The organism is Streptomyces sp. NPDC048420, from assembly GCF_040651535.1.
Lineage (GTDB): Bacteria > Actinomycetota > Actinomycetes > Streptomycetales > Streptomycetaceae > Streptomyces.
Genome location: NZ_JBEZKG010000009.1, coordinates 52,491 through 76,176, shown reverse-complemented (window position 1 = coordinate 76,176; position 23,686 = coordinate 52,491). Strand labels below are relative to the sequence as shown.

Here is a 23,686-nt window from a genome sequence, read left to right as displayed (position 1 = left end):
GTTCACCCCTGCTGGAGCTGGGGCAGCACCTTCGTACGGTAGAAGTCGAAGAAGCCGCGCTGGTCCGGACCGATCTGGTTGACGTAGACGCGGTCGAAGCCCGCGTCGGCGAAGGCGCTCAGCGCGGCGACGTGCTCGTCGACGTCGTCCCCGCACACCGCCTTCTCCCGCACCATCTCCTCGGTGACCAGCGGGGCCAGCTGTTCGAAGTGACGCGGCGACGGCAGGATCTGAGCCATCTCGCCCGGCAGGAACTGGTTGAACCAGAGCTTCTGGACCGTACGGACGCACTCGTCGCGGTCGACGCCGTAGCAGAGTTTCGTGCCGCCGATGACCGGCTTCCCGGCCCCGCCGCCCTTGCGGAACTGCTCGACCATCGACTCCTCGGGCATCATCGTGATGTAGCCGTCGCCGACCCGGGACGCGAGCGCCGTGGCCGCCGGCCCGAAGCCGGAGATGTCGATGGGGACGGGCTCGTCGGGAACCGTGTAGAGGCGGGCGTTCTCGACCGTGTAGTGCGTGCCGTGGTGGTTGACCTCCTCGCCGGTGAACAGACGGCGCATCACCTGGATCGACTCCTCCAGCATCTCCAGGCGGATGTGCGCGGGCGGCCAGACATGGCCCAGGACGTGCTCGTTGAGGGCCTCGCCGGAGCCGACGCCGAGGCGGAAGCGGCCGTTCGTCATGACGGCCGAGGTCGCCGCGGCCTGCGCCACCACCGCCGGGTGGATCCGCATCGTCGGGCAGGTCACGGCCGTCTCGACGGGCAGTGACACCGCCTCCGACAGCGCGCCGATCACCGACCAGACGAAGGGGCTCTGGCCCTGCGCGTCGTTCCACGGGTGGTAGTGGTCGGAGATCCACAGCGAGTGGAACCCGGCCTGCTCGGCCATCCGCGCCTGTTCGACCAGCTCCGCGGGACCGAACTCCTCGCACGACAGGAAATAGCCGTATTCGGGCATGGGGGTACCTCCGGCGGCTCCGTTGAGCAGTGGGCCTCGCCCGAGTACCCGGCGGTCCGTGCGGAAACCGGCGTTTGGGCGTCCTGGCCAGGGGGACGCGGAAGGCTCCCGAGGTACGCGACAGCCCCGGAGGCGAACCGTGAGTCGACCCCGCATCGTGATCGTCGGTGCCGGCTTCGCCGGGTACCGGACGGCCAAGGAACTGTCCCGAAAAGCCCGCGGCAAGGCCGACATCACCCTGCTGAACCCGACCGACTACTTCCTGTATCTGCCCCTGCTGCCCCAGGTGGCCGCCGGAATCCTGGAACCACGCCGGGTGACCGTGTCCCTCTCCGAGACCCTGCCCCGGGTGCGGCTGGTGCTCGGCGAGGCCGACGGCATCGACATGGACGCGCGGACCGTCCACTACACCGACCCGGAGGGCGACGAGGGCACGCTGTCCTACGACCGGCTCGTGCTGGCCGTGGGCAGCGTCAACAAACTGCTCCCGATCCCCGGGGCCGCCGAGTACGCGCACGGCTTCCGCGGGCTGCCCGAGGCGCTGTACCTGCGCGACCACGTCACCCGGCAGGTGGAGCTGGCGGCCGCGGCGGACGACCGGAGCGGCTGCGAGGCACGCTGCACCTTCGTGGTGGTCGGCGCCGGATACACCGGCACCGAGGTCGCCGCGCACGGGCAGCTCTACACCGACGCGCAGGTCCGCAAGCACCCCCTCAGGGCGGGCATACGGCCGCGCTGGATACTCCTCGACGTCGCCGAGCGGGTGTTGCCCGAGCTCGACGAGCACCTCTCCACCACCGCCGACCGCACGCTCAGGGAGCGCGGGGTCGAGGTGCGCATGGGCACCTCCGTGAAGGAGGCCACGCCGGACGGGGTGCTGCTGACGGACGGCGAGTTCGTCGAGACCCGCACCCTTGTGTGGTGTGTCGGGGTACGGCCGGACCCGCTCGTGGAGTCCACCGGCCAGCCCGTCGAACGCGGGCGGCTCGTCGTCGACCCGTATCTCCAACTCCCGGGCCGCCCCGAGGTGTTCGCCTGCGGTGACGCGGCCGCCGTGCCCGACCTGAACAACCCCGGTGGCTTCACGCCGATGACCGCGCAGCATGCCTGGCGGCACGGGAAGACGGTGGCGCACAACATCGCCGCGTCGTTCGGGGACGGTGAGCGACAGGCCTACCGGCACAAGGACCTGGGCTTCGTCGTGGACCTCGGTGGTACGAAGGCCGCCGCCAACCCGCTGGGTGTGCCGCTGTCCGGTCTCGCCGCCGGTGCCGTCACCCGCGGCTACCACCTCGCCGCGATGCCCGGCAACCGTGTCCGCGTCGCCGCCGACTGGCTGCTGGACGCCGCACTCCCGCGCCAGGCCGTCCAGTTGGGCCTCGTACGGTCCTGGTCGGTACCGCTGGAGTCGTCGTCACCGGAGCTGGCCCGGGTACCGGGCCGACCGGGGGCACGCGAGGAGGCCGACGCCCGCTCCGGACCGGGCGCGGCGACAGCGGAGGACACAAGGCCGGGGCGGACCCCGTCGGGGGAACCTGTGCCCGATCCGCCCGGAGAGCCGGCAGCCACCGAACCGAGCGCCGGCGAGGCGGTGATCGCGGAGGCGAAGGCCCGCGAGGCGGCCGACGGGAAGGGACCCGATCCCGCGAGGAACCAGCCCGGCGGTGAGTCGGCGAAGAAGCAGTCCGCCCCCGAGCCTGCCGCGCAGCAGCCCGCCCCCGAGCCCGCGAAGAACCAGCCGGGTGGTGAGCCGGCCAAAAACCAGCCGGACGCCGAACCCGCCAAGAACCAACCCGGCGGTGAGCCCGGGAAAACCCCCGGCCCCGTCAAGCGCAGTGACGCGGATCCCGCGGAAGGAGACTCATGAACACCGGTGAACTCGTCGAACTCGGCCAGCAGTTGCGCGTGGACAGTGTCCGCGCCTCCGCCGCCGCGGGCTCCGGGCACCCGACGTCCTCGATGTCCGCCGCGGACCTGATGGCCGTACTCCTCGCGAACCACTTCCGCTACGACTTCGACCGCCCCGCACACCCCGGCAACGACCGCTTCGTGCTGTCCAAGGGGCATGCCTCGCCGCTGCTCTACTCCGCCTACAAGGCGGCCGGTGTCATCGACGACGAGGAGCTGCTGACCTTCCGCAAGGACGGCAGCCGCCTCGAAGGGCACCCCACCCCGCGCAAGCTCGACTGGGTCGAGACCGCCACCGGTTCCCTCGGCCAGGGACTCCCCGTCGGCGTCGGTATCGCGCTGTCCGGCAAGCGCCTCGACCGCACCGGGTACCGCGTGTGGGTGCTCTGCGGTGACAGCGAGCTCGCCGAGGGCTCGATCTGGGAGGCCGCCGAGCACGCCGGTCACGAGCACCTCGACAACCTCACCGCGATCGTGGACGTCAACCGGCTCGGCCAGCGCGGCCCGACCCGGCACGGCCACGACCTCGACGCCTACGCCCGCCGCTTCCAGGCCTTCGGCTGGCACACCGTCGAGATCGACGGGCACGACGTGGACGCGATCGACCGCGCGTACGGCGAGGCCGAGTCCACCAAGGGCCAGCCCACCGCCATCCTCGCCCGCACCCTCAAGGGCAAGGGCGTCGCCGACGTCGAGGACCGCGAGGGACTGCACGGAAAGCCGCTGAAGGACGCCGACGAGGCGATCGAGGAGCTCGGCGGCGTACGCGACCTGCGCGTCCAGGTGCACGAGCCGCCGGCCGCCCGCATCCTGCACGCCGTCCGCTCCGGGCACCTCGAACTGCCCAGGTGGGACATCGGTGAGGAAGTGGCGACCCGGAACGCCTACGGCCAGGCCCTCACCGCCCTCGGTACCGGCCGCGGTGACGTCGTTGCCCTCGACGGCGAGGTCGGCGACTCGACCCGTACCGAGTTCTTCGCCAAGGAACACCCCGACCGTTACTTCGAGTGCTACATCGCCGAACAGCAGATGGTCGCGGCCGCCGTCGGACTCGCCGCGCGCGGCTGGGTGCCGTACGCCGGAACCTTCGCGGCCTTCCTCACCCGTGCCTACGACTTCGTCCGCATGGCCTCGATCAGCGGGGCCGGCCTCAACCTCGTCGGCTCCCACGCGGGCGTCGCCATCGGGCAGGACGGTCCCAGCCAGATGGGCCTGGAGGACCTGGCGATGATGCGGGCGATCCACGACTCGACCGTGCTGTACCCGTGCGACGCCAACCAGACCGCCCACCTGGTCGCCGCGATGGCGGACCTGGACGGCATCCGCTACCTGCGCACCAATCGCGGTGAGAGCCCGGTGATCTACGGGCCCGAGGAGGAGTTCCCGATCGGCGGCAGCAAGGTGCTGCGGTCCTCCGAGCGCGACCGGATGACTCTCGTCGCGGCGGGCGTCACCGTGCCCGAGGCGCTGAAGGCCGCCGACGCCCTCGACCAGGAGGGCATCCGGGTGCGGGTGATCGACCTGTACTCGGTCAAGCCCGTCGACCGGCCCACCCTCCGCCAGGCCGCCGAGGACACCGGCTGCCTCCTGACCGTGGAGGACCACCGCGAGGAGGGCGGCCTCGGCGACGCCGTCCTCGACGCCTTCGCCGACGGCCGGCCCGTGCCACGCCTGGTGCGCCTCGCGGTCCGTACGATGCCGGGCTCGGCCTCGCCCGAGGAGCAGCTGCGTGCCGCGGGCATCGACGCCGAGTCGATCGCGGCCGCCGGACGGCTGCTGGTGGAGCAGGCGATCGTGTCGTGACCAAGGATGCCGTCAGGACCGTACGCGCGGGGAGGCGCACCGTCGAGGTGCACCGGCCGGACAAGGTGCTCTTCCCCGGCGGTGACGGCGTCAAGGAGTACACCAAGGGCGATCTCATCGACTACTACCGGGCCGTGGCGCCGTTCATGCTGCCGCACCTCCGCGGCCGTCCGCTGATGCTGGAACGGCACCCGGACGGCGTCGAAGGACCCAAGTTCATGCAGAAGAACACTCCGGACAGCTATCCGGAGTGGATCAGCCGGGTCGAGGTGACCAAGGAGGGCGGCACCGTCTGCCACACCGTGTGCGACGACACCGCCACCCTGCTCTACCTCGCCGACCAGGCCTCCCTCACCCTGCACCGCTGGCTGTCCCGGGCCGGGAGCGTGGAGCGGCCCGACCGGATGGTCTTCGACCTCGACCCGGCCGGGGACGACTTCGCGGCGGTGCACGAGGCGGCCTGGCTGCTCGGAGAACTGCTCGACGAGCTGAAGCTGCCCTCGGCGCTGATGACCACCGGCTCGCGCGGGCTGCATGTGATCGTGCCCCTCAACGGCCGGCACGACTTCGACGAGGTGCGCGCCTTCGCCAAGGACGTCGCCGACACCCTGGTCGCGGGCCACCCCGACCGGCTCACCACCGCCGCCCGCAAGAAGGAGCGCGGCGACCGGCTCTACCTCGACGTACAGCGCAACGCCTACGCCCAGACCGCGGTCGCGCCCTTCACCGTACGGGCAAAACCTGGAGCTCCTGTGGCCACGCCGATGGCCTGGACCCAGCTGGACGACCCGGGTCTGGACGCCCGCCGCTGGACCATCGCCGACGCGGTCGGACAGGCCCGCAGCAATCCCTGGGCAGGTGCGCTCGCCAAGGGCAGGGCGCTCGGGCCGGCCCGGCGCAGGCTGAACGCGTTGATGTCCTCCTGAAGGTTTGGCGATCGAACGAGCGGCCACCCGGGGTGAGAGGTGGCCATGGCGAACACAAGGAACACATCAGAGTCACAGGATTCACGGAATTCCCCCAAGCGCACAGAAAAGGACACAGAAGAGAACATGGCGGACGACCGGCGGCTGAACCCCATGGAAGTGCTGCGCAACGCGCGCACCCAGTTGGCGGAGCTGACCGGCATGGCCGCCGAGAACGTGTCGTCCTTCGAACAGACCGAGGACGGCTGGTCGTTGGAGATCGAGGTCCTCGAACTCTCCCGTGTGCCCGACACGATGAGCCTGATGGCGAGCTACCAGGTCGATCTCGACCCGGACGGCCAGCTCACCGGCTATCGGCGCGTTCGGCGTTACGAACGCGGGCGCGCGGACGCACACAGGCAGGGCGGTCGTTAGGCCGCCCACCGGTTCAGACGCTCGTTCACCCGCTCACAGAAGAGGAGGCTCGGTAGACATGACCGTTGTCCCGGCACAGCAGGGCGGTGGGGGAGGCGGCTCCAGCGGTCTCTACGACGTTCTGGAACTCGTCCTAGACAGGGGTCTCGTCATCGACGCGTTCGTGCGTGTATCCCTCGTCGGCATCGAAATCCTGAAGATCGACGTACGGGTCGTGGTGGCCAGCGTCGACACCTATCTCCGCTTCGCGGAGGCGTGCAACCGGCTCGATCTGGAGTCCGGCCCGAACAAGAGCCCCGGTCTGCCCGACGTGGTCGGCGGGATCACCGAATCGGGTGCGCGCGGCAAGTCCAAGGGCGCGCTGTCCGGCGCCGCGGAGACCATCTCCGACGCCTTCAAGCAGGCGCGTGAGGGGGACGGCCAGAGCGAGTCCAGGCCGCGGGCACGCAAGTCCACGGCTTCGCGCAGGAAGGAGGAGCAGGAGTGAGCACGTATGTGTACGGCATCACCGCCGCCTCCCACCCCTCGCTGCCCGAGGGCATGGGCGGGGTCGGCGACCCCGCGCTCCCCGTGCGGGTGCTGAAGGAGGGCGCTCTGGCGGCCATCGTCAGCGACGCTCCCGAGGGCCTCAGGCCCAAGCGCCGTGACCTGCTCGCCCACCAGAACGTGCTGAGCGAGGCGGGCGCGGACGGCTGCATCCTGCCCATGCGGTTCGGCAGCGTCGCACCCGACGACGGCACCGTGACCGGGGTGCTCGCGGAACGCGCCGAGCACTACAAGGAGCGTCTCGGGACCCTGGACGGCAAGGTCGAGTACAACGTCAAGGCGACGCACGACGAAGAGGCCGTACTGCACCGCGTGATGTCCGACAACCCGGAGGTCCGCGCGGTGGCCGAGGCCAACCGGCAGGCGGGCGGCGGAAGTTACGAGCAGCGTCTGAGGCTCGGCGAGATGGTCGTGGCCGCGGTCAAGGCCCGCGAGGCCGAGGACGCCACCCAGGTGCAGCAGGCCCTGGAACCGGTCGCCGAGGCGATCAGCGTGGGACCCGAGTCCTCCGGCTGGCTCGCCAACGTGTCCTTCCTCGTGGAGCGGGACTCGGCCGCGTCCTTCCTGGAGGCGGTGGACCAGCTCCGCAAGAGCCATCCGCACCTGGACCTGCGGGTCAACGGCCCGCTGCCGCCGTACAGCTTCGTCGACCCGGGCCCGGCGGAACCCGCGGGCACCACGGTCGGCATCGACCATGCGGAGGAGTGAGGGCAGGTGGGTCTCATCGGAGAGGTGCTGCTCCTGCCGTTCGCCCCGGTGCGCGGCAGCGCCTGGGTGATCAGACAGGTGCTGCACGAAGCGGAGCGTCTCTACTACGACCCGGCGACGGTCCGGGCCGAACTCGCCCGGCTCGAGGAGCTTCTCGAGGCGGGCGAGATCGACGAGGAGGAATTCGACCGACAGGAGGACGAGCTCCTCGAACGACTGGAGATCGGCCTGCGCGGCGGCGCGGGGACTGGCGACGGGACGACACGATGAACCGAGTGGGAATGGGCCTCGCGGTAGGGGCCGGATACCTCCTGGGACGTACGAAGAAGCTGAAACTGGCGTTCGCCGTCGGCACCCTCGTGGCCGGCAAGCGGATGCATCTGAGCCCGAAGATGGTCGCGGACCTGGTGTCCCAGCAACTGCTGAAGAACCCGCAGTTCAAGGAGATCGGGGACCAGCTGCGCCAGGATCTGCGCGGCGTCGGCAAGGCGGCCTCGGGCGCGATGGTGGAGCGGCAGATCGACGCGATCGCCGACCGGCTGCACGGCCGTACCGCCCAGGTTCGCGACCAGCTCTCGGGCGTGGCGCCGGAGGTGCCGGACCTCTTCGAGGACGAGGAAGAGGACGAGGAGGAGACTGGTACCACGCGGGCCGAGACCGACGACGAGCCTTCGGACGAGATCGAGGACGAGGTCGAGGACGAGGACGCGGACGAGGACCGGGCCGACGACGAGTCCGAGGAGTCTCCCGCGCCGACCCGGGCGAAGAAGGCCGCGAAGAAGGCGCCCGGCGGGAAGCCGCCCGCCAAGAAGGCGGCGCAGGGCCGCACGGCGGGCAAGAAGACCGCGGCCAAGAAGACCACGGCGAAGAAGACGGCCGCCAAGAAGGCGACCTCGGCCAGGGGCGCCGGCCGGGGCACCCGGGCCCGGCTGCCGAAGGGAGGCGGTGAGTGATGACCGAGACCCTCGGATCCGCCCGCAATGCCACTGACAAGGCGAAGAACAACCCGCTGACGGACGTGGCCCACAGCGAGGCCGCCGACCGGCTCAAGGCCGAGGTGCAGGAGTACCTCTCCGCGCAGGTCCAGCGCATGCTGGTCGGCGTCGGCCACAAGCTGGGCGAGACCACCGGCAAGCTCAACGACATCGCCGAGGGCAACAGCCCCGGCTTCGCCAAGCTGGCCCTCGACGGCGGCCGCAAGCTCGCCGACGGCAAGGGGCCCATGCGCAGCGCCGTCGAGCTCGGCTTCTCGCATGCCAAGGACAAGGTGGTCGACACCTTCAAGAACCTCGGCGGCAAGGGCAAGGGGAAGCGCAAGGGCGGGGCCGGTCAGAAGCCCACGGTGATCATCGAGTTCATCGATGTCGGCGTGGATCTGCGCACCGCCTACGACCAGTGGACCCAGTACCAGGACTTCTCCACCTTCGCGAAGGGCGTCAAGAGCGCGAACCGCGCCGACGACACCCACAGCGACTGGCAGATGAAGATCTTCTGGTCCAACCGCAGCTGGAAGGCGACCACCACCGACCAGATCCCCGACGACCGGATTCGGTGGACGTCGGAGGGTGCCAAGGGCACGACCAAGGGCGTCGTCTCCTTCCACAAGCTCGCGGACAACCTCACCCGCGTCCTGCTGGTGATCGAGTACTACCCCGCAGGCCTGTTTGAGAAGACCGGCAACATCTGGCGTGCCCAGGGCCGCCGGGCCCGGCTGGACCTCAAGCACTTCGCCCGCTTCATCACCCTCAAGGGAGAGGCGGAGGACGGCTGGCGCGGCGAGATCGAGGACAGCGAGGTCGTCAAGAGCCACGAGGACGCGGTTGCGGAGGAAGAGGAACAGGGCGCCTACGACGACGAGGACGCCGAGACCGACGAGCGCGCCGAGGCCGAGGACGCCGAGGAGGGCGAGCCGGACGAGGAAGCCGAGGACGCCGAGGACGAGTACGAGGAGTACGACGAGGAGGAGCCCGAGGACGAGGAAGGCACGCCGGAGGACGAGGAAGAGGCACCCGAGGACGAGCCTGAGGACGAGGAAGAGTACGAGTACGCCGAGGGCGGGAGCCGACGATGAGCGTGCCCAGCCGGCTCCCGGATCCGTACGGCCAGGGGAGCGGCGCCAACCTGGCCGACATCCTGGAGCGTGTGCTGGACAAGGGCATCGTCATCGCGGGCGACATCCGCATCAACCTGCTCGACATCGAGCTGCTCACCATCAAACTGCGGCTCATCGTCGCCTCGGTCGACAAGGCCAAGGAGATGGGCATCGACTGGTGGGAGGACGATCCGGCACTGTCCACCCGGGCCCGCCGTGACGAACTGTCCCGCGAGAACGCCGAGTTGCGCGAGCGGCTCGCACGTCTCGAAGAGCTGGAGCCCCGCCGTGCCGAGGAGGAGAGTTCGTGACCGGACTGCGCTACGTGTACGCCGTCTGCCGCCCCTTCGGCACCCCGTTGCAGGTCCAGCTGACCGGGGTGGCCGGTGATCCGCCCAGACTCCTGCACCACCACGACCTGGTGGCCGTCGTCAGTCATGTGCCGGAGCGGGACTTCGCCGAAGAACCGCTCCACAGGCATCTGGAGGACCTGGAGTGGCTCAGCACGACCGTGCGTGCCCACCAGAGCGTGATCGACGCGCTCACGGTCGTCACCACTCCGCTGCCGCTCCGGCTCGGCACCGTCTTCCGTGACGACAGCGGCGTCCGGGTGATGATCGAAGAACGAGAGGAAGGCTTCCGACGCACCCTCGACCGGCTTCAGGGCCGGGTGGAGTGGGGCGTCAAGGTGTACGTCGAGCAGGCGGCCCCGGCCCGTGAGGAGCCCACCGAGACGCCGGCGAAGCCGGTCTCGGGCCGGGACTATCTGCTGCAGCGGCGCCAGCGGGTGCGTTCGCACGAGGAGATGTGGCAGCAGGCGGAGGCCTTTGCGACCCGGCTGCACGAAACGCTTTCCGGATACGCCGAGGACGCGCGGTTGCACGCCCCGCAGAACCCCACGCTTTCCGGAGCCTCAGGACAGAACATTCTGAATGCCGCCTATCTCGTGCCGCGCGGCGAGTCCGAGGAATTCGTGGAAATGGTGGACCGGACCAAGGGTGACGTCCCGGGAATGCGGGTGGAACTCACAGGGCCCTGGGCGGCCTATTCCTTCGCGGGGGAGGAACAGCAGCCGTGACCGTCATCGAACGTCGTGAGGTGGCCCTCGTCGACCTCCTCGACCGGCTGCTGGCCGGCGGGGTCGTCATCACGGGGGACATCACCTTGCGCATCGCGGACGTCGACCTCGTGCGCATCGACCTGAACGCGCTGATCAGCTCGGTCAACGCCCAAGTTCCCTCACCGTGGGAGGAGTTGTTGTGACGACCCGACGCAACCGGATGGACCTGGAGCCCGACACGGTCGAGCGTGACCTGGTCAAGCTCGTGCTGACCGTTGTGGAGTTGCTGCGGCAGCTCATGGAGCGCCAGGCGCTGCGCCGGTTCGACGAGGGCGACCTGAGCGAGGAGCAGGAGGAGCGGATCGGGCTCACCCTCATGCTGCTCGACGACCGCATGACCGAACTGCGCGAGCGGTACGGACTGCGGCCCGAGGACCTGAACCTGGACCTCGGGCCGCTGGGACCGTTGCTTCCCCGGGAATGAATTCCGGGGAATGTCACCACCTATACCAACGACCCCTGCCTCCGGCCGACGTGGTCCCGCGCATCAGGAACCCCAGTAGCCACAGCACCAGCACGGCAATGGCGATCCACCAGAGAATCTTCACTGCGAAGCCGGCGCCGAACAGAATCAACACCAGGAGCAGTACCAGCAGGATGGGAACCATAATGTGAAACCTCCTGGAATCCGTGTTTCCAGGAATCCACGTTTCAGGCTTCCTTTCGGCACAGAATTTCTCCGTGCAGCACACAGAACCAACCGTCGTCCTGCTTGCCCCACTCCCGCCAGGCGTCCGCGACGGCCCGCAGTTGCTCCCGTGTGGCGTGGCCGCCCTCGGTGGCCAGCTCCGCGTACGCCGAGGCCAGGGTGCGGTCCGCCCACAGTCCGCTCCACCACTCCCGCTCCTCGGCGGTGGAGTAGGTCCAGGTGCCGGAGGTGGCAGTGATGTCCGTCAGGCCCGCCCGCAGCGCCCAGGACTTCAGCCGCCGCCCGGCGTCCGGCTCGCCGCCGTTGGCCCGGGCCACCCGGCGGTACAGGTCCAGCCAGTCGTCCATTCCCCCGGACGCCGGGTACCAGGTCATGGCCGCGTAGTCCGAGTCGCGGACCGCGATGTACCCGCCCGGCCGGGTGACCCGCCTCATCTCGCGCAGCGCCTGCACCGGGTCCCCGACGTGCTGGAGCACCTGGTGGGCGTGGACCACGCAGAAGGTGTCGTCCGGGAAGTCCAGCGCGTGCACGTCCGCGACCGCGAAGTCGACGTTCGTCAGGCCGCGCCCGGCGGCCGTGGCCCGGGCCTGCTCCAGGATGCCGGGTGCGTGGTCGACGGCGGTGACCCGTCCGTCCGGGACCAGCGCGGCCAGGTCGGCCGTGATGGTGCCCGGTCCGCAGCCGATGTCCAGGATCCTCATGTGGGGCTTCAGCGAACCGAGCAGGTAGGCCGCCGAGTTGGCGGCGGTACGCCAGGTGTGCGAGCGCAGCACGGACTCGTGGTGCCCGTGTGTGTAGACGGCGGTCTCCTGTGGTTTCACCTGAGGTTTCGACATGGCTGAACCGTACGCCCGCATGTCGCATCGTGAGACCCCAGTATTGCTATATGGACTGACGGTATGTCAGCTTCCGGGTAGTGGCCGGTACACCGTGAGCGCCTCGGGCAGCTTCTCCAGCGTCACCTCGCCTTCCACCTCGGTCACTTCACCGTCGTAGGCGAGGAGGGTGCCCGGCTCGACGCCGGACAGGCGCAGCCGTCCCACCTGTACGGCGGCGTGGGCGGGGGAGCGGGTCAGCGGGCCCGCGAGCGCGGCGGCGAGCAGCCGCAGCGCGGGCCGGCGCCCGCCGTGCACGACCCGCACGTCGAACTGTCCGTCCGTGAGGTCGGTGCGACGGCCGGGGGTGAGCCCCATCCGGTGGTAGGTGCCGTTGCCGACGAACAGCAGCCACAGCGGCCGGGCCTGGCCGCGGAACTCGGCCTCCAGCGGATGCCGGTCGGCCCGCAGCACCCGCAGTGCCCCGAGCACCCCGGCCGGCCAGCCGCCGATCCGCTTCGACCAGCGCTCCCGCTCCCGCACCAGCTCCGGATACACACCCAGGCTGCACGCGTTGACGAAGACGCCCTCCCGGCCGTCGGAGCGGAACCGGCCCGCGTCCACCCGCACGGCCTCGCCCTGCCGGACCGCACGGGTCAGATCGCGCGCGCCCTCCACGCCGAGGTCGTAGGCGAAGTGGTTCAGGGTGCCGCCGGGCAGGACGGCCAGCGGCACACCGTGGCGCAGGGCGATCTCGGCGGCCGCGTTGACCGTGCCGTCGCCGCCGCACACGCCGAGTACCGTGGCCCGGGCCGCCGCCTTCTCCAACTCAGCCCGCGCATCGGCCGGTTCGCACTCCACGATCTCGGCGAGCGGCAGCCCGTCGTGCAGGGCGCGCACCCGCTCGGCGGTCCCCGAGGCGGTGTTCGCCACCATGATCAGGCCCTCGCCGTCCGGGAGCGCCGGCACCTCCGCCCGCGGCCGGGCCGGCGGCACGACCTGGGCACGCGTCGGCACCAGGCCCCGTACGGCGAACGCTGCACCCGCGCCGAGGGCTGCGCCGGCCAGGACGTCGCTCGGGAAGTGCACGCCCGTGTACACGCGGGACAGGGCGACGGACCAGGCGACCGGGGCCACGGCCGCGCCCCACGCCGGGGACTCCAGCGCGACACCGGTCGCGAAGGCGGCGGCCGACGCGGCGTGGCCGGAGGGGAACGACGTCGTGATCGGCTGGCGCTTCAGCTGCCGGGCCAGGGGGACCGGGTCCAGGACCGGGCGGGTGCGGCGGACCGAGCGCTTGCCGAGGGTGTTGATGGTCAGGGAGGCGAGGGTCAGGGAGGCGAGGCCCCGGGCGGCGGCCCTGCGGGACCTGGGGGTGCGGGTCGCGGCCATGGCGGCGGCGGTGGTGAACCAGAGGATGCCGTGGTTGGCGCTTCTGCTCAGGCGGGGGAGGACCGACTCGGCCGCGGGCCAGTTTTGTGTGGCCGCGAACTCGAAGAGGCGGGAGTCCAGGGTGAGGAGGAGCTCGCGGATCGGGCCGGGGCGGAGGGCGGTGAGGTCTACGTCTGGGCTCATGCCCTTGCGGGTACCCGCCGTCGAGGTGCTTGTTCGGTACCGGGTGCGGGTTCGTCGTGGCTGGTCGCGCCCACGCGGCGGAGCCGCACATTGATACAGCCCCGCGCCCCTGTGGGGCGCGATATGCGTTTGCCCTGGTCCCGTCCGCGCACCGACAATGCGCCCCATGGGACATCTGGAAGCCGCACACCTCGAGTACTACCTCCCCGACGGGAGGGCGCTGCTCGGCGATGTGTCCTTCCGGGTGGGGGAAGGGGCCGTGGTGGCCCTGGTCGGGCCGAACGGGGCCGGGAAGACGACGCTGCTGCGGCTGATCTCCGGGGAGCTGAAACCGCACGGCGGGACCGTCACCGTGAGCGGCGGCCTCGGGGTCATGCGCCAGTTCGTGGGATCCGTACGGGACGAGACGACCGTACGGGATCTGCTCGTGTCGGTGGCGCCGCCCCGGATCAGGGAGGCCGCGCAGGCCGTCGACAAGGCCGAGCACCTGATCATGACCGTCGACGACGAGGCCGCGCAGCTGAAGTACGCGCAGGCCCTGTCCGACTGGGCCGAGGTGCGCGGGTACGAGTCCGAGACGCTGTGGGACATGTGCACGATGGCCGCGCTCGGGGTGCCGTACGACAAGGCGCAGTTCCGGCAGGTGCGGACGCTGTCCGGCGGTGAGCAGAAGCGGCTCGTGCTGGAGGCGCTGCTGCGCGGCACCGACGAGGTGCTGCTGCTCGACGAGCCGGACAACTACCTCGACGTGCCCGGCAAGCGCTGGCTGGAGGAGCGGCTGAAGGAGACCCGCAAGACGGTCCTCTTCGTCTCCCACGACCGGGAGCTGCTCTCGCGCGCCGCCGAGAAGATCGTGTCGGTGGAGCCCTCGCCCGCCGGGGCGGACGCGTGGGTGCACGGCGGTGGTTTCGCCACCTACCACGAGGCCCGGCGTGAACGCTTCGCCCGTTTCGAGGAGTTGCGTCGGCGCTGGGACGAGAAGCACGCCCAGCTGAAGAAGCTGGTGCTCAACCTCCGCCAGGCCGCCTCCATCAGCCATGAGCTGGCCTCCCGCTACCAGGCGGCCCAGACCCGGCTGCGCAAGTTCGAGGAGGCCGGACCGCCGCCCGAGCCGCCCCGCGAGCAGGACATCAAGATGCGGCTCAAGGGCGGCCGTACCGGCGTAAGGGCCGTCACCTGCAAGGGACTTGAGCTCACCGGGCTGATGAACCCCTTCGACCTGGAGGTCTTCTACGGCGAACGCGTCGCCGTCCTCGGCTCCAACGGGTCCGGCAAGTCGCACTTCCTGCGGCTGCTGGCGGGGGACTCCACCGTGGCGCACACGGGGGAGTGGAAGCTCGGGGCGCGGGTCGTGCCCGGGCACTTCGCGCAGACCCACGCCCACCCCGAGCTGTTCGGCCGCACGCTGCTCGACATCCTCTGGAAGGAGCACGCGCAGGACCGGGGCGCCGCGATGTCCCGGCTGCGCCGCTACGAGCTGACCGGGCAGGCCGAGCAGAGCTTCGACCGGCTCTCCGGCGGCCAGCAGGCCCGCTTCCAGATCCTCCTCCTGGAGCTCCAGGGCGTCACCGCGCTCCTCCTGGACGAGCCCACGGACAACCTCGACCTGGAGTCCGCCGAGGCCCTCCAGGAGGGCCTGGAGGCCTTCGACGGCACGGTCCTCGCGGTCACGCACGACCGCTGGTTCGCGCGGTCCTTCGACCGGTATCTGGTCTTCGGTTCGGACGGGCGGGTGCGGGAGACCGCGGAGCCGGTCTGGGACGAGCGGCGCGTGGAAAGGGCCCGGTAACCGCAGGTCACCGGGCCCCTTCCGGAGGGGTCACGTCCACCGCAGCAGCGCGCCGAGTCCGCCCACCGGGGCTTCCTCCTCGGGTGCCGGCGTCACCGAGAGCGCCGGGGCGCCCGTCGCGACCGCCGACCTGATCAGCGCGTCGTCGGCCCGAGCCGACCAGGAGTTCTGCTCGCCGAGGACCTTCAGATCCGTGCGGCGGACCGCCACCTGGTCCGGGTCCTCGCCGATCCACACCTCGCGGTGCGCGTCGGAGCCGTCCGGGCGGACCAGCAGTTCGTCGATACGGTGCTCACGAGCCGCCTCGACCAGCGCGGGCACGCCCTCCACGGCCCCGGGGCGCCCGTCGTCACCCGGCGCCCGGGCCGCGAGGAACCGTTCCAGCTCGCGCTCGGCGCGCTGGCGTACGTGCGCGGCACGCGCCTGTTCCACGTCCTCGTCGAGCAGCCTGCTGCCGGCGCCGTGCTCCGCCTCGACGACCAGACCGTGCAGCCGCTTGGGCAGCCGCTCGTGCACGGACCGCTTCTCGCGCTCGTCCCCGACCAGGATCAGCAGGTCGGCGCCCGTCTCCTCCTGGCAGACGGCGAGCGCGTCGGCGATCTCGGCCGCGTTGTGCTCCCAGGTGTTCTCCACCCGCAGCTGGAAGTGCCGCTCCGACCAGTCGGCGGTGCTCGTACGGTGCACGGGCCACTGCCTGCCGGTGACCGACCCGGCGCCCCGGCGCCCGAGGGCCCCGCGCAGCTCGAAGTCGGCGCCCTTGCGGTCGACGTATGCCACCACGCACACCGGGTCCTCACCGGCCAGCTCCAGCAGCGGCGCGGTGTGCGGCAGCGGGGCCCAGCGGACCAGGTCGCCGTCGGGGGACCTGGTCAGCGGCGGGTCCAGGACGACCTGTCCGGCCCGCGCGAAGACGGCCCGGCCGTGCGGTTCGGACGAGTGCCGCAGCTCCTCCAGGACCTCTCGTACGGCCACACAGGTGTCGTCGTCGGCGCCCTGCTCGGACAGCTCGCGGGCGACCGCGACCGCGGCGAGATGACGTTCGTGGGATGTGTCCTCCGTGGGGTGGGGGGCGTCTACGTACACGGAGGCCCAGGGGCCCGGATGTTCGTAGAGTGGATGCAGGAAAGCGAGATCCATGGGTTCCCTCCCGGATGCCGCTCGGGGGCAGTGCGGTAATGCTTGCCGGGCGGGTACCCGAAGCGCATGAACGAACACGACGAGCGGGGTACCACCATGACCGGAGTCGACCCCAGCCGGTTGGACGACCAGCAGCTCATGAAAGAGCTGGAGACGATTCACCGCACCCGGCACGAAACGCTGCTCCACGGCTCGAACGACGCCCTCAGCGCGCACAACGAGCGCATGGCACGGCTCGAGGGCGAGTACCTGCGCCGCAACCCGCGCCGGACGGTGGCCGCGGGCCGCACCCGTGAGGGCGCGCGGGACCGGCGACCGGGGGACTCGGCGACTCCGGCGCTGGACTGACACAACGGTCGGTGACCCGCCGATCAGGTGGATCACGTGATCAGCAGGCCACCGACGAGGGGACCGAAGCGCTCAGCGGCGCTCAGTGGCGCGTGGGCAGCCGGTCCCGGTGCCGGTGCGCGGCGATCGCGGCCACGAACGCGTCCAGGAACTCCTCGCCCGCGGGACCCGGGGACGTCTCCGTCACCACGCCGTGGTCGGTCTCCACACGATGGAACTCGGTCGACAGCGTGAGCCCCTCCGGTTCGAGCGACGACAGGATCCCGACGCCCGAGCCGAGCGCGCCGATCGGCTTGCCGTGCCGGTAGGCGTCCCGCACGAACCGCAGCGCGTCCTGGTCGGCGGCCGTCGGCGGGGTGCCCACGGGGCCACCGGGCAGCAGCACCGCGTCGTACAGCACGGACGCGACAGTCGGCAGCGCACGGTCGACGGTGTACAGCTCCCCGTCGGCGCCCCGCACCTCCCCGTCCGTCGGTGCCAGTGCCTCCACGATCGCGCCCTCGGCGGCCAGCCGCTCCCGCACCGAGGTCACCTGCTCGGCGTCGATCCCGTCGGTGACGAGGACCGCGATCCGCCGGGTGCGGATCGAGCCGTCTCCCCGCTGTGTCTCCAGACTGAGGGCGGGCGAGACCTGCTTGTACAGCGTCTCCGGTTCGGACGGCGTCGGCACGCCGACACCCTGTGCCACCTGAGCGGCCAACTCGCTGTCCACCTTGGCGAGTTCATCGACCGTGCGGGACCGTACCGTCATCGCGCCCACCTTGCCGAGCTCGAACCGGAAGGCCGCGACGATGTGCTTCTTCTCCCAGTCGGCCATGCTGTTCCAGAACAGCGCGGGCTGGCTGTAGAAGTCCTGGAAGCTCGGGCTGCGGCGCCGGATCTTGTGCCCGTCCACGCGTTCCGTGTAGTGCGTGAAGGCGTGCCCGTCGACGCCGGCGTGGGCCGGGCAGCCTCCGCCGAGCGAGTTCGGGGAGTAGTTCGTGCCCCGGTGGATCGCGCTCTGGTGGTAGCCGTCGCGCTGGTTGTTGCGCACCGGCGCCACCGGCCGGTTCACCGGCAGCTGCGAGAAGTTCGGCCCGCCCAGCCGGATCAACTGCGTGTCCAGATAGGAGAAGTTGCGGGCCTGGAGCAGCGGGTCGTTGGTGAAGTCGATCCCGGGTACCACGTTGGCCGTGTGGAAGGCGACCTGCTCGGTCTCGGCGAAGAAGTTCTCCGGGTTGCGGTCCAGCACCATCCGGCCGATCGGCCGCACCGGCACCTGCTCCTCCGGGATCAGCTTCGTGGCGTCCAGGAGATCGAAGTCGAACGCGAACTCGTCCTCCTCCGGCACCAGTTGGACGCCCAGCTCCCACTCCGGGTACTCGCCGGCCTCGATGGCGTCCCACAGGTCACGCCGGTTGAAGTCCGGGTCACGGCCCTGGCACTCCTGTGCCTCGTCCCACACCAGCGAGTGCGAGCCCAGCCGCGGCTTCCAGTGGAACTTCACGAAGGTGCCGCGGCCCTCGGCGTTCACGAACCGGAAGGTGTGCACACCGAAGCCCTGCATCATGCGGTAGCTGCGCGGGATCGCCCGGTCCGACATCAGCCACATGATGGCGTGCAGGGTCTCCGGCTGGAGCGACACGAAGTCCCACAGGGTGTCGTGCGCGGAGGCGCCGGTGGGGATGTCGTTGTGCGGCTCCGGCTTCACCGCGTGTACGAAGTCGGGGAACTTGATGCCGTCCTGGATGAAGAAGACCGGGAAGTTGTTCCCGACCAGATCGTAATTCCCCTCCGAGGTATAGAACTTGGTGGCGAAGCCGCGCACGTCCCGCACGGTGTCCGCCGAGCCCTTGGGGCCCTGCACGGTCGAGAACCGCACGAACACCGGGGTCCGGACCGCCGGGTCCTGGAGGAAGGCGGCCCGCGTGAACTCGGCGCAGGACTCGTACGGTTCGAAGTAGCCGTACGCGCCCGCGCCCCGTGCGTGCACCACCCGCTCCGGGATCCGCTCGTGGTCGAAGCGGGTGAGCTTCTCCCGGAAGTGGAAGTCCTCCATGAGAGTGGGACCGCGCTCACCGGCGGCGAGCGAGTCGTCGGTGTGGTCGACCTCGACGCCCTGGTCGGTGGTGAGCGGCCCGGCGGCGGGGTCGTCGGCGTGGAAGCCTTCGCGCTGACGCTGTTTGCGGTCGGCGGAGTCCACTAGGCGGCCTCCTTCGTGAACACGTCGAGGAAGGCCTCGCAGAACGCCTTGAGGTCGTCCGGCCTGCGGCTGGTGACCAGCTTGTTGTTCCCGTGGTCGCAGACCTTCACCTGCTCGTCCACCCAGGTGCCGCCCGCGTTGCGGATGTCGTTCTGCAGGCTCGGCCAGGAGGTCAGCACCCGGCCCCGCACGACGTCCGCCTCGACGAGCGTCCACGGGGCGTGGCAGATCGCGGCCACGGGCTTTCCCCGGGTGAAGAAATCAGCGACGAACGCCACGGCCTTCTCGTCCATGCGGAGGAAGTCGGGGTTGGCCACTCCACCGGGAAGCACCAGTGCGGCGAAGGAGTCCGCGGCCGTCTCGCCCACGACCTCCTGCACGGGGAAGGTGTCCGCCTTGTCCAGGTGGTTGAAGGCCTGGATCTTCCCCGGCTCCGTCGAGACGAGCACGGGCTCGTGTCCCGCGTCCACCGCCGCCTGCCACGGATCGGTGAGCTCGATCTGCTCGACGCCCTCGGGTGCGGTCAGAAACGCGATGCGCATGAGATTCAACGCCCTTTCCTGGAAGGCTTTTTCCTTGCACGAGCCGTACGCCCTGGGGGCCCCGCCGTCTCCTCGCGGTTCATACGGACGCCCCGTCCTCCGGATCCGCGCGGGTGATGTCGGCGAGCGCCGAGCCCGGGTCCCGGGCCTCGGCGAGGTCCCCGAGGCTCACCATGCCGACCGGCATCCCGTCCTCGATCACCGGCAGCCGCCGGACGGCGTGCGCCCGCATCAGCGCGGCCGCCTGCGTCGCCGGGGCGCCGGGAGCGACCGTCAGGGGATCGGGCGTACACACGGACCTGGCGCTCACGGTCAGCGGGTCGACGCCCTCGGCGACCGCCCGGACCGTGATGTCCCGGTCGGTGAGCACCCCCACGACCCGCCGGCCGTCGGCGCCCAGCACATCGCCGATGTCCTGGGCGCGCATCAGCCGCGCCGCCTCGACCAGCGAGGCGTCCGGGCGTACGGCCACCACTCCGGGGGTCATCACGTCCCTCACGAGCTCGGCCGTCACGAAGTGTCCTCCGTCCGGGTCAGCGCCCGCGCGAGCTCCTGCACGGTGGTGTAGTTCGCCTTGCGCGGCAGTCCCTCCACCGCCTCGACGAGGATGTCGGGGGCGTTCTTGCGGCGCAGCACCCGCACCAGCTCCACGGGAGTGGCGGGGAAGGAGCTGCGGCCCAGGATGCGGGCCAGCTCCAGTCGGACGGTCTCCAGCGACGCCCCGGCCCGGCCCGGCGCCACAGGCCCGCCCCAGACCTGCGGATCGTCGTCGGCGGTCGGCTCGGGGTCGTTCCACTCCTCGCTGCGGGTGGGATGCCCGGAGCGGAGCAGACCCTGGAGTTCGTGCTTCATCTCGTCGTCACGGTGGCGGCTCAGCCGGTCGCTGCCTCGCTGCATGTCTCCCTCCAGATCTTCGGGGTCCGCACCGCGTACCCGTGCACCGGAGGCCGACACAGGGTTTGCGTCATCGAAGACGGGGTTTGCGCCACGGAAGCCGGGAGACCCGGCCCGGACCCCCCGCGCACCTCCCCCGGGAAGGACAAGGCGATGATGTTCCTCGCCGCGCTCATACCGCTCCTCATGCTCGGCGTCGTGCTCGCGCTCGGCCGGTACGAGGAGCTGCTGCTGCCCGAAGAGAACGGCGACCGGCTCGAACCGGCCGCCCTCCCACCGGTCACTTCTTCTCCCGCCCCGGCAGGAACTCCTGCACCTTCGCCTTGAAGCCCTGCTTCACCATGGACGCCGCGTCGGGGTCGCCCTTGACGATCGAGGCGGCCGTGGCCTCCATCTGCTCCCAGGTCGCGTGCGGTGGGATCGGCGGTACGGCGGGGTCGGTCAGGAACTCCAGGACCGCCGGCCCGTCCGCCTGAAGCCCCGCCCGCCAGGCCGCCTCGACGTCCTCGGGCTTCTCGACCCTGATGCCGGTCAGCCCCAGCGAGCGCGCGAAGGCCGCGTACTGCACGTCCGGGAGCTCCTGAGAGGGCAGGAACGAGGGGGCGCCCTCCATGGCCCGCATCTCCCAGGTGACCTGGTTGAGGTCGTGGTTGTTCCAGACGGCGATGACCAGCCTGGGGTCCTCCCACAGATCGCGGTACTTCGCCGCCGTGATGAGCTCCGCGAGCCCGTTCATCTGCATCGCCCCGTCGCCGACCAGCGCGATCGCCGGCCGGTCCGGGTGCGCGAACTTCGCACCGATGGCGTACGGCACCCCGGGGCCCATCGTCGCCAGCGTGCCGGACAGCGACGAGCGCATGCCGGGCCGCATGGTCAGGTGCCGGGCGTACCAGTTGGCGGTGGAGCCGGAGTCCGAGGTGACGATCGCGTTGTCGGGCAGCAGCGGGTCCAGGGCGCGGGCCACGTACTCCGGGTTGATCGGATCGGCCGACTGCTGCGCCCGCTGGTCCATCACGTCACGCCAGCGCGAGACGTTGTCGCACACCGTGCTGTACCACTCGCGCTCGCCGCGCTCCGCGTCCAGCATCGGGATCAGCCGCTGCAACGTGGCCTTGGCGTCGCCGACGAGGTTCACCTCGTACGGATAACGCATCCCGACCATGTGCGGGTCGATGTCGATCTGCACGCCCCGCGCCTTGCCGAACTCCGGCATGAACTGCGTGTACGGGAACGACGACCCGATGGTCAGCAGGGTGTCGCAGTCCCGCATGAGCTCGTACGACGGTCGCGTGCCGAGGAGGCCGATCGAGCCGGTGACGTACGGGAGTTCGTCGCTCAGCGCGTCCTTGCCGAGCAGCGCCTTGGCGACGCCCGCGCCGAGCAGTTCGGCGGTCCGCTCCACCTCGGCCCGGGCGCCGGCCGCCCCCTGACCGATCAGGATCGCGGGCTTGTCACCGGAGTTGAGGATCTCCGCGGCCCGCTCCAGGGCCTCCTGGGTCGGAACCGCCGTCCAGTCGCTGCGGTCCAGGCTGGACGGCACCATCTTGAACTCGTGCGTGGGCGCCGAGTAGTCGAGCTCCTGGACGTCCCCCGGGATGATGATCGCCGTGGGGCAGCGGCGGGCGTACGCGGTCCGGATCGCCCGGTCCAACACGTTCGGCAGCTGCTCGGGGACCGTCACCGTCTCCACGAACTCCGAGGCGACGTCCTTGAACAGGGTGTGCAGGTCCACCTCCTGCTGGTACGAGCCGCCCATCGCGGTTCGGTGCGTCTGGCCGACGATCGCCAGCACCGGCACATGGTCCAGCTTGGCGTCGTACAGGCCGTTCAGCAGGTGGATCGCGCCGGGCCCGGAGGTCGCCGCACACACTCCGATGCGACCGCTGAACTTGGCGTAACCGACCGCCTCGAACGCGGACATCTCCTCGTGCCGGGACTGCACGAACCGTGGCTGGTTGTCGGCCCGGCCCCAGGCCGCCAGCAGGCCGTTGATGCCGTCGCCCGGATAGCCGAAGACATGGTCCACACCCCATTCGCGCAGCCGCTCGAGGATGTGATCGGACACCTTGGTGCTCATGGGCTGACCTCCCGCATGGATGGCACAGGCAGCAGCCTTACGAGTCACCCTGCGCGCTCCCGGAAAACCTGACCCGTGTTTGCCACCGGGGGCCGGGGGCAGGCGCAGTCTCAGTGCTTCGGACCGGAGGCACGTCCGTGGGAGCGGCCCCCCGCCGCCACGGTCGCGCCCGCCCGGTTGCGCCTCGCGGACGCGCTCCCACGTCGAACGTCCAACCCAGAGCACGATCTAGGGAGTTGCGACGCACATGCCCACTCCAGTGAGCGCGAAGCACCACCCGCACGACGACGCACCCGACACCGCCGACGCCTTCCGCAGGCTCGCCGAGCTCCCTCCGGGCGCCGAGCGCGACACCCTGCGCGGGCAGGTCGTCGAGGCCTGGCTGCCCATGGCCGACCGGCTCGCCGGACGCTTCCGCAGCCGCGGCGAGAGCCTCGACGACCTGCGCCAGGTCGCCGCCCTCGGCCTGGTCAAGGCCGTCGACCGCTACGACCCCGCACGCGGCAACGCCTTCGAGAGCTACGCCGTGCCCACCATCACCGGCGAGATCAAGCGGCACTTCCGCGACCACATGTGGACCCTGCACGTGCCGCGCCGGGTCCAGGACCTGCGCAACCGGGTCCGCTTCGCCTCCCAGGACCTCGCCCAGACCATCCCGGGGCGCAGGCCCACCGTCGCCGAGATAGCCGAGCACGCGTCCATGAGCGAGGAGGACGTCCTGGTCGGTCTGGAGGCCCTGGAGAGCTTCACCGCGCTCTCCCTCGACGCCGAACTGCCCGGCAGCGAGGACGGCTACTCGCTCGCCGACGCCCTGGGCTCGATCGACCCCGCCCTCGACACGGTCGTCGACCGCGAGGCCGTGAAGCCGCGGCTGGCCGCACTGCCCGAGCGGGAACGCGCCATCCTCTACATGCGGTTCTTCGGCGACATGACACAGAGCCGGATCGCCGAGCAGCTCGGCATCTCCCAGATGCACGTGTCCCGGCTGATCAGCCGGTGCTGCGGACGGCTGCGGGAGCAGATCATGCGGGACGCGGCGGCCTGACGGCAGGGTTCTGAGCGGGGCCTGACGGCAGGGTTCTGAGCGGGGCCTGACGGCAGGGGTTCCGAGCGGGGGCTCCCGTCCTTCCGTGGGCGTCACGTGGGCGTCACCCACTCGGCCCCGCCCGTCCCGCCAATGGCGTCCGGCCGCGCGCGGC

At 70.7% G+C, this 23,686-nt stretch carries 27 protein-coding genes; 17 read left to right on the top strand and 10 right to left on the bottom strand.

What is annotated here, in order from left to right:
- Positions 1-2: 2 nt before the first annotated feature.
- Positions 3-962: an LLM class F420-dependent oxidoreductase gene (locus tag AB0D34_RS17735; RefSeq protein ID WP_362662480.1), complete on the bottom strand. Its 960-nt coding sequence runs from the start codon at positions 960-962 to the stop codon at positions 3-5.
- A gap of 139 nt (positions 963-1,101) precedes the next feature.
- Here AB0D34_RS17735 and AB0D34_RS17730 point away from each other — a divergent pair, with 139 nt between their 5' ends.
- The 13 genes from AB0D34_RS17730 to AB0D34_RS17670 are packed head-to-tail and all read left to right on the top strand — an operon-like array spanning position 1,102 to position 10,903.
- Complete coding sequence (locus AB0D34_RS17730; protein ID WP_362662478.1) at positions 1,102-2,829, top strand: FAD-dependent oxidoreductase; 1,728 nt, start codon at positions 1,102-1,104, stop codon at positions 2,827-2,829.
- Entirely contained in the window at positions 2,826-4,673 is a 1,848-nt protein-coding gene (locus AB0D34_RS17725; protein WP_362662476.1) for a transketolase, read from the top strand. The genes AB0D34_RS17730 and AB0D34_RS17725 overlap by 4 nt, the downstream gene beginning before the upstream one ends.
- On the top strand, positions 4,670-5,599 hold the full coding sequence (gene ligD, locus AB0D34_RS17720) for a non-homologous end-joining DNA ligase (RefSeq protein WP_362662474.1): 930 nt from the start codon (positions 4,670-4,672) through the stop codon (positions 5,597-5,599). The genes AB0D34_RS17725 and ligD overlap by 4 nt, the downstream gene beginning before the upstream one ends.
- 45 nt (positions 5,600-5,644) lie before the next feature.
- Positions 5,645-6,013 carry a gas vesicle protein gene (locus AB0D34_RS17715; RefSeq protein WP_362662964.1) on the top strand — a complete coding sequence of 123 codons (369 nt, stop codon included), beginning with the start codon at positions 5,645-5,647 and terminating at the stop codon, positions 6,011-6,013.
- 58 nt (positions 6,014-6,071) lie between these two features.
- Positions 6,072-6,500, top strand: coding sequence for a gas vesicle structural protein GvpA (locus tag AB0D34_RS17710; RefSeq protein WP_362662472.1), 429 nt, complete (start codon positions 6,072-6,074; stop codon positions 6,498-6,500).
- Positions 6,497-7,267, top strand: coding sequence for a GvpL/GvpF family gas vesicle protein (locus AB0D34_RS17705; RefSeq protein WP_362662470.1), 771 nt, complete (start codon positions 6,497-6,499; stop codon positions 7,265-7,267). The genes AB0D34_RS17710 and AB0D34_RS17705 overlap by 4 nt, the downstream gene beginning before the upstream one ends.
- A gap of 6 nt (positions 7,268-7,273) precedes the next feature.
- Entirely contained in the window at positions 7,274-7,537 is a 264-nt protein-coding gene (locus AB0D34_RS17700; protein ID WP_362662468.1) for a gas vesicle protein GvpG, read from the top strand.
- The gene (locus AB0D34_RS17695; RefSeq protein ID WP_362662466.1) at positions 7,534-8,220 is read left to right on the top strand and encodes a DNA primase; all 687 of its coding nucleotides are present in this window, start codon (positions 7,534-7,536) and stop codon (positions 8,218-8,220) included. The genes AB0D34_RS17700 and AB0D34_RS17695 overlap by 4 nt, the downstream gene beginning before the upstream one ends.
- Positions 8,220-9,338, top strand: a complete 1,119-nt coding sequence (locus AB0D34_RS17690; protein ID WP_362662464.1) for an SRPBCC family protein — start codon at positions 8,220-8,222, stop codon at positions 9,336-9,338. Before AB0D34_RS17695 ends, AB0D34_RS17690 begins: the two co-directional genes overlap by 1 nt.
- Positions 9,335-9,670, top strand: coding sequence for a gas vesicle protein (locus tag AB0D34_RS17685; protein ID WP_362662462.1), 336 nt, complete (start codon positions 9,335-9,337; stop codon positions 9,668-9,670). Before AB0D34_RS17690 ends, AB0D34_RS17685 begins: the two co-directional genes overlap by 4 nt.
- Positions 9,667-10,437 (top strand): GvpL/GvpF family gas vesicle protein, encoded by a 771-nt coding sequence (locus tag AB0D34_RS17680; RefSeq protein ID WP_362662460.1) that lies wholly within the window; start codon positions 9,667-9,669, stop codon positions 10,435-10,437. The genes AB0D34_RS17685 and AB0D34_RS17680 overlap by 4 nt, the downstream gene beginning before the upstream one ends.
- Positions 10,434-10,622 carry a gas vesicle protein gene (locus AB0D34_RS17675; protein ID WP_007385868.1) on the top strand — a complete coding sequence of 63 codons (189 nt, stop codon included), beginning with the start codon at positions 10,434-10,436 and terminating at the stop codon, positions 10,620-10,622. Before AB0D34_RS17680 ends, AB0D34_RS17675 begins: the two co-directional genes overlap by 4 nt.
- On the top strand, positions 10,619-10,903 hold the full coding sequence (locus tag AB0D34_RS17670; RefSeq protein ID WP_362662458.1) for a gas vesicle protein K: 285 nt from the start codon (positions 10,619-10,621) through the stop codon (positions 10,901-10,903). Before AB0D34_RS17675 ends, AB0D34_RS17670 begins: the two co-directional genes overlap by 4 nt.
- A 13-nt stretch (positions 10,904-10,916) precedes the next feature.
- Here AB0D34_RS17670 and AB0D34_RS17665 read toward each other — a convergent pair whose 3' ends face one another.
- The 3 genes from AB0D34_RS17665 to AB0D34_RS17655 form a co-directional block, all read right to left on the bottom strand.
- Entirely contained in the window at positions 10,917-11,087 is a 171-nt protein-coding gene (locus AB0D34_RS17665; RefSeq protein ID WP_362662456.1) for a hydrophobic protein, read from the bottom strand.
- A 43-nt stretch (positions 11,088-11,130) separates the two neighbouring features.
- Positions 11,131-11,964: a methyltransferase domain-containing protein gene (locus AB0D34_RS17660; RefSeq protein ID WP_362662455.1), complete on the bottom strand. Its 834-nt coding sequence runs from the start codon at positions 11,962-11,964 to the stop codon at positions 11,131-11,133.
- 66 nt (positions 11,965-12,030) lie between these two features.
- Positions 12,031-13,518 carry a phosphatase PAP2 family protein gene (locus AB0D34_RS17655; protein ID WP_362662453.1) on the bottom strand — a complete coding sequence of 496 codons (1,488 nt, stop codon included), beginning with the start codon at positions 13,516-13,518 and terminating at the stop codon, positions 12,031-12,033.
- Between the two features lie 166 nt (positions 13,519-13,684).
- On the opposite strand from AB0D34_RS17655, the gene AB0D34_RS17650 reads away from it, so the two are divergent.
- Positions 13,685-15,307, top strand: a complete 1,623-nt coding sequence (locus AB0D34_RS17650) for an ATP-binding cassette domain-containing protein (protein WP_362662451.1) — start codon at positions 13,685-13,687, stop codon at positions 15,305-15,307.
- Between the two features lie 30 nt (positions 15,308-15,337).
- On the opposite strand, the gene AB0D34_RS17645 is transcribed toward AB0D34_RS17650, so the two are convergent.
- Positions 15,338-16,444 (bottom strand): Vms1/Ankzf1 family peptidyl-tRNA hydrolase, encoded by a 1,107-nt coding sequence (locus AB0D34_RS17645; protein WP_362662450.1) that lies wholly within the window; start codon positions 16,442-16,444, stop codon positions 15,338-15,340.
- Between the two features lie 66 nt (positions 16,445-16,510).
- Between AB0D34_RS17645 and AB0D34_RS17640 the strand changes: the two genes are divergently transcribed.
- Positions 16,511-16,792 carry a DUF6158 family protein gene (locus AB0D34_RS17640; RefSeq protein ID WP_362662448.1) on the top strand — a complete coding sequence of 94 codons (282 nt, stop codon included), beginning with the start codon at positions 16,511-16,513 and terminating at the stop codon, positions 16,790-16,792.
- A gap of 82 nt (positions 16,793-16,874) precedes the next feature.
- On the opposite strand, the gene AB0D34_RS17635 is transcribed toward AB0D34_RS17640, so the two are convergent.
- The 4 genes from AB0D34_RS17635 to AB0D34_RS17620 all read right to left on the bottom strand — a co-directional run bounded on the left by AB0D34_RS17635 (position 16,875) and on the right by AB0D34_RS17620 (position 20,413).
- Positions 16,875-18,974 carry a catalase gene (locus AB0D34_RS17635; protein ID WP_362662446.1) on the bottom strand — a complete coding sequence of 700 codons (2,100 nt, stop codon included), beginning with the start codon at positions 18,972-18,974 and terminating at the stop codon, positions 16,875-16,877.
- Complete coding sequence (locus AB0D34_RS17630) at positions 18,974-19,516, bottom strand: type 1 glutamine amidotransferase domain-containing protein (RefSeq protein WP_362662444.1); 543 nt, start codon at positions 19,514-19,516, stop codon at positions 18,974-18,976. The genes AB0D34_RS17635 and AB0D34_RS17630 overlap by 1 nt, the downstream gene beginning before the upstream one ends.
- A gap of 79 nt (positions 19,517-19,595) precedes the next feature.
- Positions 19,596-20,030, bottom strand: coding sequence for a CBS domain-containing protein (locus AB0D34_RS17625; protein ID WP_362662442.1), 435 nt, complete (start codon positions 20,028-20,030; stop codon positions 19,596-19,598).
- The gene (locus AB0D34_RS17620; protein ID WP_362662440.1) at positions 20,027-20,413 is read right to left on the bottom strand and encodes a DUF2795 domain-containing protein; all 387 of its coding nucleotides are present in this window, start codon (positions 20,411-20,413) and stop codon (positions 20,027-20,029) included. The genes AB0D34_RS17625 and AB0D34_RS17620 overlap by 4 nt, the downstream gene beginning before the upstream one ends.
- 150 nt (positions 20,414-20,563) lie before the next feature.
- Here AB0D34_RS17620 and AB0D34_RS17615 point away from each other — a divergent pair, with 150 nt between their 5' ends.
- Positions 20,564-20,737: a hypothetical protein gene (locus AB0D34_RS17615; protein ID WP_362662438.1), complete on the top strand. Its 174-nt coding sequence runs from the start codon at positions 20,564-20,566 to the stop codon at positions 20,735-20,737.
- On the opposite strand, the gene AB0D34_RS17610 is transcribed toward AB0D34_RS17615, so the two are convergent.
- Positions 20,691-22,487, bottom strand: coding sequence for a thiamine pyrophosphate-requiring protein (locus AB0D34_RS17610; protein WP_362662436.1), 1,797 nt, complete (start codon positions 22,485-22,487; stop codon positions 20,691-20,693). The genes AB0D34_RS17615 and AB0D34_RS17610 overlap by 47 nt on opposite strands.
- Before the next feature lie 247 nt (positions 22,488-22,734).
- Between AB0D34_RS17610 and AB0D34_RS17605 the strand changes: the two genes are divergently transcribed.
- Positions 22,735-23,532: an RNA polymerase sigma factor SigF gene (locus AB0D34_RS17605; RefSeq protein WP_362662434.1), complete on the top strand. Its 798-nt coding sequence runs from the start codon at positions 22,735-22,737 to the stop codon at positions 23,530-23,532.
- Positions 23,533-23,686 lie beyond the last annotated feature (154 nt).

Bases quoted from the DNA above. Each gene is read 5' to 3' on its own strand.
- AB0D34_RS17695 (WP_362662466.1), top strand. From the start codon at position 7,534: ATGAACCGAGTGGGAATGGGCCTCGCGGTAGGGGCCGGATACCTCCTG.
- AB0D34_RS17605 (WP_362662434.1), top strand. From the start codon at position 22,735: ATGCCCACTCCAGTGAGCGCGAAGCACCACCCGCACGACGACGCACCC.
- AB0D34_RS17615 (WP_362662438.1), top strand. From the start codon at position 20,564: ATGATGTTCCTCGCCGCGCTCATACCGCTCCTCATGCTCGGCGTCGTG.
- AB0D34_RS17725 (WP_362662476.1), top strand. From the start codon at position 2,826: ATGAACACCGGTGAACTCGTCGAACTCGGCCAGCAGTTGCGCGTGGAC.
- AB0D34_RS17735 (WP_362662480.1), bottom strand. From the start codon at position 962: ATGCCCGAATACGGCTATTTCCTGTCGTGCGAGGAGTTCGGTCCCGCG.
- AB0D34_RS17690 (WP_362662464.1), top strand. From the start codon at position 8,220: ATGACCGAGACCCTCGGATCCGCCCGCAATGCCACTGACAAGGCGAAG.
- AB0D34_RS17620 (WP_362662440.1), bottom strand. From the start codon at position 20,413: ATGCAGCGAGGCAGCGACCGGCTGAGCCGCCACCGTGACGACGAGATG.
- AB0D34_RS17630 (WP_362662444.1), bottom strand. From the start codon at position 19,516: ATGCGCATCGCGTTTCTGACCGCACCCGAGGGCGTCGAGCAGATCGAG.
- AB0D34_RS17640 (WP_362662448.1), top strand. From the start codon at position 16,511: ATGAACGAACACGACGAGCGGGGTACCACCATGACCGGAGTCGACCCC.
- AB0D34_RS17655 (WP_362662453.1), bottom strand. From the start codon at position 13,518: ATGAGCCCAGACGTAGACCTCACCGCCCTCCGCCCCGGCCCGATCCGC.
- AB0D34_RS17660 (WP_362662455.1), bottom strand. From the start codon at position 11,964: ATGTCGAAACCTCAGGTGAAACCACAGGAGACCGCCGTCTACACACAC.
- AB0D34_RS17610 (WP_362662436.1), bottom strand. From the start codon at position 22,487: ATGAGCACCAAGGTGTCCGATCACATCCTCGAGCGGCTGCGCGAATGG.
- AB0D34_RS17685 (WP_362662462.1), top strand. From the start codon at position 9,335: ATGAGCGTGCCCAGCCGGCTCCCGGATCCGTACGGCCAGGGGAGCGGC.
- AB0D34_RS17715 (WP_362662964.1), top strand. From the start codon at position 5,645: ATGGCGAACACAAGGAACACATCAGAGTCACAGGATTCACGGAATTCC.
- AB0D34_RS17710 (WP_362662472.1), top strand. From the start codon at position 6,072: ATGACCGTTGTCCCGGCACAGCAGGGCGGTGGGGGAGGCGGCTCCAGC.
- AB0D34_RS17645 (WP_362662450.1), bottom strand. From the start codon at position 16,444: ATGGATCTCGCTTTCCTGCATCCACTCTACGAACATCCGGGCCCCTGG.
- AB0D34_RS17665 (WP_362662456.1), bottom strand. From the start codon at position 11,087: ATGGTTCCCATCCTGCTGGTACTGCTCCTGGTGTTGATTCTGTTCGGC.
- AB0D34_RS17650 (WP_362662451.1), top strand. From the start codon at position 13,685: ATGGGACATCTGGAAGCCGCACACCTCGAGTACTACCTCCCCGACGGG.